General features: G+C 47.8%; 1 protein-coding gene. It reads left to right on the top strand.

What is annotated here, in order from left to right:
* A partial coding sequence (locus tag KDM92_RS19305) for a hypothetical protein (protein ID WP_212685810.1) occupies positions 1 to 255 on the top strand: 255 nt, incomplete at both ends.

The following is a 255-nucleotide window of genomic DNA, read 5'->3' as shown; positions in this document are numbered from 1 at the left end:
CTGCACAAGACGCAGTGATCAAAGCAATCGTTGACGGCGCTGTTGCTAACAACGTGTTGACAAACGCAACGGACATCTTGAGTGGTTCTTCATTCACAGCACCACAAGTGTACACACCAGGTGGCGATGACCGTATCAACTCTTTGCAAGACGAAGACGTGTTGACAGGTACAAGCGCGAAAAACACATTGACTGCAACTTTGGGTAACTCCAACGACAACGGCGCAGAAACAATCACACCAACTTTGAACAACA

Origin of the sequence: Affinundibacterium baiyunense (assembly GCF_018139645.1) — a bacterium.
Lineage (GTDB): Bacteria > Pseudomonadota > Gammaproteobacteria > Burkholderiales > Burkholderiaceae_D > Undibacterium > Undibacterium baiyunense.
This window is presented reverse-complemented; position numbering and strand designations above follow the sequence as displayed.